Source organism: Pseudomonas sp. (assembly GCF_037994325.1).
Lineage (GTDB): Bacteria > Pseudomonadota > Gammaproteobacteria > Pseudomonadales > Pseudomonadaceae > Aquipseudomonas.
Genome location: NZ_JBBNAH010000742.1, coordinates 1 through 6137, shown reverse-complemented (window position 1 = coordinate 6137; position 6137 = coordinate 1). Strand labels below are relative to the sequence as shown.

General features: G+C 59.0%; 8 protein-coding genes. 5 read left to right on the top strand and 3 right to left on the bottom strand.

Translation table 11 applies throughout. From position 1 onward, the window contains the following. Together AAAB16_RS24865 and AAAB16_RS24860 are read left to right on the top strand one after the other, a co-directional pair. Window positions 1-528, top strand: a 528-nt coding sequence (locus AAAB16_RS24865) for a 7TM domain-containing protein (RefSeq protein ID WP_340665763.1), incomplete at its 5' end; no start/stop codon positions are given. 3 nt (window positions 529-531) lie between these two features. Continuing rightward, window positions 532-1518 carry an alpha-L-glutamate ligase-like protein gene (locus tag AAAB16_RS24860; protein WP_340665762.1) on the top strand — a complete coding sequence of 329 codons (987 nt, stop codon included), beginning with the start codon at window positions 532-534 and terminating at the stop codon, window positions 1516-1518. 329 nt (window positions 1519-1847) lie between these two features. Here AAAB16_RS24860 and AAAB16_RS24855 read toward each other — a convergent pair whose 3' ends face one another. Continuing rightward, the gene (locus tag AAAB16_RS24855) at window positions 1848-2492 is read right to left on the bottom strand and encodes a TetR/AcrR family transcriptional regulator (RefSeq protein ID WP_340665761.1); all 645 of its coding nucleotides are present in this window, start codon (window positions 2490-2492) and stop codon (window positions 1848-1850) included. Window positions 2493-2603: 111 nt separating this feature from the next. Here AAAB16_RS24855 and AAAB16_RS24850 point away from each other — a divergent pair, with 111 nt between their 5' ends. Together AAAB16_RS24850 and AAAB16_RS24845 are read left to right on the top strand one after the other, a co-directional pair. After that, entirely contained in the window at window positions 2604-3497 is an 894-nt protein-coding gene (locus AAAB16_RS24850; RefSeq protein WP_340665760.1) for an NAD(P)/FAD-dependent oxidoreductase, read from the top strand. 21 nt (window positions 3498-3518) lie between these two features. Continuing rightward, window positions 3519-3992, top strand: a complete 474-nt coding sequence (locus tag AAAB16_RS24845; RefSeq protein ID WP_340665759.1) for an isoprenylcysteine carboxylmethyltransferase family protein — start codon at window positions 3519-3521, stop codon at window positions 3990-3992. Window positions 3993-4185: 193 nt separating this feature from the next. Here the strand turns inward: AAAB16_RS24845 and AAAB16_RS24840 are convergent, their stop codons facing one another. Together AAAB16_RS24840 and AAAB16_RS24835 are read right to left on the bottom strand one after the other, a co-directional pair. Beyond that, entirely contained in the window at window positions 4186-4614 is a 429-nt protein-coding gene (locus tag AAAB16_RS24840; RefSeq protein WP_340665758.1) for an AraC family transcriptional regulator, read from the bottom strand. 110 nt (window positions 4615-4724) lie between these two features. Beyond that, entirely contained in the window at window positions 4725-5411 is a 687-nt protein-coding gene (locus AAAB16_RS24835; protein WP_340665757.1) for a hydrolase, read from the bottom strand. 273 nt (window positions 5412-5684) lie between these two features. Here AAAB16_RS24835 and AAAB16_RS24830 point away from each other — a divergent pair. Beyond that, a partial coding sequence (locus tag AAAB16_RS24830; RefSeq protein WP_340665756.1) for a Rid family hydrolase occupies window positions 5685-6137 on the top strand: 453 nt, incomplete at its 3' end.

Sequence of the window (6137 nt, the reverse complement as noted above, 5' to 3'; positions counted from 1 at the left end):
ATCGGCCTGCAAACTCTGGGTACCTTTACCCCGGTGCTGATCGCCCTGGCCTTCCGCGAAATGCAGCTGGGCTACGGCATTGCGCTGTTCACCATCATCACGGCGCTGGGCTTATCGCTGCGTTCCTACCTCGAACACTTGAAGCTGCAAATGCTACCGAGGCTGTCGGTGGTGCTTACGTTTGTGGTGGTGCTGATTGCCACCATCAGCTTGCTGAGCCACAAGCTGGGCCTGGAACGCGGGCTGTCGGTAGCACTGTTCCCGATGGTGATCTTGACCATGACCATTGAACGCCTGTCCATCACCTGGGAAGAACGCGGCGGTGGCCATGCCATGAAAGTGGCAATTGGCACCCTGTTCGCCGCCTCCTTGGCGCACCTGCTGATGACCGTGCCGGAGCTGAACTACTTTGTGTTCACCTTCCCAGCAGTGCTGTTGATTCTGGTGGGCTTTATGTTGGCCATGGGTCGGTATCGCGGCTATCGCCTGACCGAGCTGTTCCGCTTCAAAGCCTTTCTGAAGGACTGAGCCATGTTCGGCATGATCAAAACGTGGAAGGCCCTGGAAGCCAAAGGCATCATGGGCATCAACCGCCGCAACGCGGACTACGTGCTCAAATACAACAAGCGCCACCTGTACCCGATTGTCGATGACAAGATCATCACCAAGGAGCGGGCGATTCTGGCGGGCATTCATGTGCCGGAAATGTACGGCATCATCGAAACCGAAAAGCAGATCGACAAACTGCGCGACATCATCGGCGAGCGTCCGGACTTCGTGATCAAGCCGGCGCAAGGCGCTGGCGGTGACGGCATTCTGGTGATCGCCGACCGTTTCGAAGACCGCTATCGCACGGTGTCGGGCAAGATCGTTAGCCATGAAGAGCTGGAGCATCAAATCTCCAGCATCCTCACCGGCCTGTACTCACTCGGCGGCCACCGCGACCGCGCGCTGATTGAATACCGGGTAACGCCCGACCAGATCTTCAAAAGCATCAGCTACGAAGGCGTGCCGGACATCCGCATCATTGTGCTGATGGGCTACCCGGTGATGGCCATGCTGCGCCTGCCCACCCGGCAATCCGGCGGCAAAGCCAACCTGCACCAAGGCGCCATCGGCGTGGGTGTGGACCTGGCCACCGGCGTAACCCTGCGCGGCACCTGGCTGAACAACAAAATCAGCAAACACCCCGACACCACCAACGCCGTAGACGGCGTGCAGTTGCCCAACTGGGACGGCTTTATGAAACTGGCCGCCGGTTGCTACGAACTGTGCGGGTTGGGCTATATCGGCGTGGACATGGTGCTCGACCAGGAAAAGGGCCCGCTGATTCTCGAACTCAACGCACGCCCCGGCCTGAACATTCAAATCGCCAACGACTGCGGCCTTACCCACCGCGCCCATGCCGTAGAAGCGCGGATTGCTGAGCTGACCGCGCAAGGCGTGGTAGAAACGCCAGAAGAACGGGTGAAGTTTGCCCAGAGCTTGTTTGGCAATGTGCGTAAAGCCGAGATTTGATCGGTAGTTGGTGTAGAGAAAAGCCCGGCGCGAGTCGGGCTTTTTTGTGGGTGCCAGAACATCAAACGCATCGCGGCTAAAGCCTCTCCCATAAGCCGTTGCCGTAGCTTTCTCCAGTTAAGAACAAGCAGGTGTCGGCCAAGAGCAGCCGCTCCTGGCGAGAGGCAGCAGCTTGAAGGAGTGTACGAGTCTATGGTCGATTCAGGCTGCGATGCTGAGCACTTGCGCCAGTAACTGCGACAGTTAATTGGACGCCGCCTGTGATTCCGCTACGGCCCCTGAAGCGCAAAACCAAGCCTGAACCAAGCTGCCCCGCAGCACTTAAATGCTTATCCATCCGCGTGGTCGCTGCGACCGTACGCGGCGATGAACATGGCGACAGCCGACCGGCAATAGGATTCGATTTCGTCCTCTGCTCTCGCCTGATCGAAGCGGGCGATCATCAGTAGATCGGACCCTTTGAAGAGCGCGGCAAACAAGCGGGCGGCTTGGAGAGGATCGGGAACATTGAGATGCGCCTTTCCGTGAAGTTGGCGCAACAGGGCCTCGATATCGGCGATGACGTGGGCGGCGCCGGATTCGTAGTGGCGCTTGCTCAGGGCGTTTTGACTCGTTTTATCGGCCATGACCATGGCTTCAATACTGCTGACGTCTGGTCTCAACAGCGTGCGCAGCAGTGATGTTCCCACCGCCATAAGTTGGTCTTCGACCGGACCTTCGGCACCTTCAAGCAGAGCCTGTGGTGCAAACGACTGCTGGCAGCCGGCCGCGATGGCTGCACTGAACAGCGCCTCCTTGTTCTCGAAGCGCCTATAGATGCTGAGCTTGGATATCTTCGCCCGCTGGGCGACCTTGTCCAACGTCGTCGCTTGAAAACCCAATTCCACAAAAAGTTCGCTCGCGGCGTCGAGTATCGTTTGGGCAAGCGCCTCGTTGGTGGGCCGGCCGCGCCGGCCCTGTACAGTTTCGCTCATGATATTAGTACTTTACAGTATCCTAAATTAGGATATACGATACCATCCAGTGTCCTAAATGTGCAATCCAAAGGCTAGGTTACAACCTGCCCTCCAGCGGAGCCCATCACCATGAATGACGTCATCATCATCGGCGGAAGTTTTGCCGGTCTCGCCGCCGCTTTGCAGCTCGGCCGTGCCCGTCGCAAGGTCATCGTTCTCGATACCGGCCGGCCGCGTAACCGCTTTGCCGGCCATTCGCATGGTCTGCTCGGTCACGATCACACGCCGCCGCTGGACATCCTGACCGCGGCGCGGCAGCAGTTGGCGCGCTATCCAACGGTCAGACTGGTCAATGCCCGGGCGGAGAAAATTTCTGGCGCAATCGACGATTTCTGCGTTGTCACTGACGATCACGAAAGCCTAATGGCCCGCCGCGTGATCCTGAGCTATGGCGTCGCCGACCAAATGCCTGCTATTCCGGGCTTTGCCGAGAGTTGGGGCACGTCCATTGTCCCCTGCCCCTATTGCGACGGCTTTGAAGTCGCTGGCCAGCATTGGGGCCTCGTGTGGTCCGGCCCGCAATCGCACAACCAGGTCAGGCTGTTCCTCGATTGGACTGACAGGTTGACTGTCTTTGCCGATGGTCACGACATTGCGCCTGATATCCAGGCCGATCTGGCGCACCGCAACATACCTGTCGTCGACGGGCGGATCGTCGAGATCGCCCATCACCAGGGGCATATCGCTACCGTCAATCTCGACACTGGCTCCACTGTCGCGGTCGATATCCTGTTTGCTCATCCGCGCAACAAGCCGTCCGCAAGCCTGCATGAATCGCTGGGCCTTGCCACGATGGATACGCCCACTGGCGTCGTGCTCAAGGTCGACGAGCGCCGCCAAACCAGCACGCCCGGCATCTACGCCGGCGGTGATCTCACCACGCCCATATTGCCCTCAGTCACCCAGGCATCATCACAGGGCGCGATGGCGGGTATTTTCGCTCAGCAGTCGATGCTGGCTTGAGCGCATAGAGAGGAGATGAACATGGCCGTCGATCCGGACAGCGCCGGCGTGCGCTTCCCTCCGCCCCTCATTTATCTGGGAGCGCTGCTGTCGGGGCTGGCGGCGGAGCGGTTCGTCGCCCTGCACTTTTTCGGCATCGACCGGTGGTTGCTGGTCGCGACGGGCGCGCTGCTGTTCGCTGTCGGTGCGGCGAAGATGCTTGCGGCGGCGGGGCTGTTCCGGCGCCTGGGCACCCACGTTCCGCCGTCGCGACCAACGACCCTCATCGCAACGACCGGCCCTTATCGCTGGACCCGCAATCCCATGTATCTCGGCATGGCGCTGGTCTATGCCGGCATTGCGATCGGCTTCGACGGAGCGATCGCCTTGGCTTTGCTTCCGTTGGTGCTAATCGTGATCCAGAGGCAGGTGATCGCTCACGAGGAGCGCTATCTCGAAGCGAAGTTCGGCGACGACTACCGCCGCTACAAAGCCAAGGTTCGCCGCTGGCTCTGACTATTCCACGGCGGCCGCCTGCGGGATGTTCTGATAACCAACACTGACTTTCTTGCCGCGGCTACTGAATGGGCCCTGACTCCGTAAATAACTAAGGGCCGCTTTTGGCCGGTACCGTTCCTTCACGACAGGCCGCAACCGGCCAGAAGCGGCCGTTTCAAAAGTGGTGTGGTACTCGCTTAAAAAGCGAACGTCATGCTGCCTCCAGGGAAGACAGGTGACTACGCTGCCATCGCTTTGGAGAGACGCCAGTCAGCTTGCGGAACATGCGGGTGAAATGGGGTTGGTCGGAGAAGCCGCATTCGAAAGCGACTTCGCACATGGATAGCGAGCCTTCAATAATCAAGTGCTGAGCACGCTCGATACGCGATTTTAGCGTCCACTCTTGCGGCGACATCCCCGTTGTTTTCTTGAAGGCCCGGGAGAAGTGGCTTCTGGACAAGGAGCATTGTGAAGCGACCTCGGCAATCAGCACCTTGTCCTGGCAGGCAGACGCCAGAATCTGTTTGGCCTTGCGCTCCTGCCAAGGGGCCAACGCCGAGCGCTCTCGACTGTTTCGCAATGGTTGCTGAAACGGTGAGCCAAAGAGGTGAGTTTTCTGACCGAGCATGATCCTGTCCATGGTTGTCTCCTTGTAATACGCGCAGCCGTTCGCGCCAGCGAGCGAGATCGGCTGACCTTGGTTCATTCGGGTGAGAGGCCGCCCCCTATGTTTCGGGAGCGGCGAGCAGGCTAGATAGGGACAGCGATGGGGGCGAGGGTCGGGCCGTGTGCAACGCGCTCAGGCGCCTTGTGCACCATGGTATAGGCGTAGTCGACGCCCATGCCGTAGGCGCCGGAGTGCTCTTTGACCAGATTCATTACCGCGTCGTAGGTCTCGCGGTTCTTCCAGTCACGCTGCCATTCCAGTAGCACCTGCTGCCAGGTCACGGGCACCACGCCCGCCTGGATCATGCGCTGCATCGCATAGTCGTGCGCTTCTTTGGTGGTGCCGCCGGAGGCGTCTGCGACCATGTAGATCTCGTAACCGGCATCGTGCATGGCTGAGAGCGCGAAGGTGGTGTTGCACACCTCGGTCCACAAGCCGGAGACGATGATCTTGTTGCGGCCATTGGCCTTCAACGCATCACGAACCTTCTGGTCGTCCCAGGAGTTCATCGAAGTGCGCTCGAGCAGTGGCGCCTCGGGGAAAACGGCGAGCAGTTCGGGATAGGTGTGGCCGGAGAAGCTTTCGGTTTCTACCGAGGTGATGGTGGTCGGCACGTTAAAAATCTTGGCAGCCTTGGCCAGCCCCACGGTGTTGTTCTTCAGTGTCTGGCGGTCGATGCTCTGCACGCCGAAGGCCATTTGCGGCTGTTGGTCGATAAAGATCAGCTGGCTGTTTTGTGGAGTCAGAACATCGAGTTTTGGGTTATTCATTGTTGTTTACCTGTCGGTTGAGTAATGGTCTGTGCTTCGATCCGGACGGCCACATCGGCTTGGTTGCCGCAATGCAGCGATGGCGCCGTCTAGAGCGGCTGCGGCCCGAATTCCAATTCAATTTAACGAAACAACAGGAAATTTGCGCTCGCATTAATGCGCTCTTGAAAGTGCATAAATGCATCATCTAGATTGCCCTTACGCTGCTAGCATCTGCCTCCCACCACCGGACCGCGGCTTTCAACGCGGTCCATAGAGCGCTCGGAGATTGCAATGACAGCTACACGTCCAAACGGCCAAAAGACCGCTTACTGGGGCGTTCCCTGGGAGGAAGGCTATGGCTACCCACAGGCAAGACAGGTCGGTAAGGAAATCTATGTATCTGGCCAGTTCAACCACGATGAACACGGCAATCTGGTAGCGCCTGCGCCGCTGGATACCGAGGGCAGACCCAGCGACTTCTCGGCGATGGGAGAGCAGATGCGCACTGCGTACGACAACATCGCCAAACTGCTCGCGCTGTATGACGCGACGCTTGAGGATGTGGTGGAGGAAACGCTGTTTGTGCTGGATATGGATGCGGCCTTCGCCGTGGTTGGCCAGGTACGCAAGACCGCTTATGGCACTGAGCGTCCGCAATGCGCCAGCAACATTATTGGCGTGTCTAGACTGGCGCAGCGTCCGCAACTGATCGAGATTGCCTGCAAGGCAGTCATCGGCGCGCGC

Bases quoted from the DNA above. Each gene is read 5' to 3' on its own strand.
- AAAB16_RS24840 (WP_340665758.1), bottom strand. From the start codon at position 4,614: ATGGACAGGATCATGCTCGGTCAGAAAACTCACCTCTTTGGCTCACCG.
- AAAB16_RS24835 (WP_340665757.1), bottom strand. From the start codon at position 5,411: ATGAATAACCCAAAACTCGATGTTCTGACTCCACAAAACAGCCAGCTG.
- AAAB16_RS24855 (WP_340665761.1), bottom strand. From the start codon at position 2,492: ATGAGCGAAACTGTACAGGGCCGGCGCGGCCGGCCCACCAACGAGGCG.
- AAAB16_RS24860 (WP_340665762.1), top strand. From the start codon at position 532: ATGTTCGGCATGATCAAAACGTGGAAGGCCCTGGAAGCCAAAGGCATC.
- AAAB16_RS24850 (WP_340665760.1), top strand. From the start codon at position 2,604: ATGAATGACGTCATCATCATCGGCGGAAGTTTTGCCGGTCTCGCCGCC.
- AAAB16_RS24845 (WP_340665759.1), top strand. From the start codon at position 3,519: ATGGCCGTCGATCCGGACAGCGCCGGCGTGCGCTTCCCTCCGCCCCTC.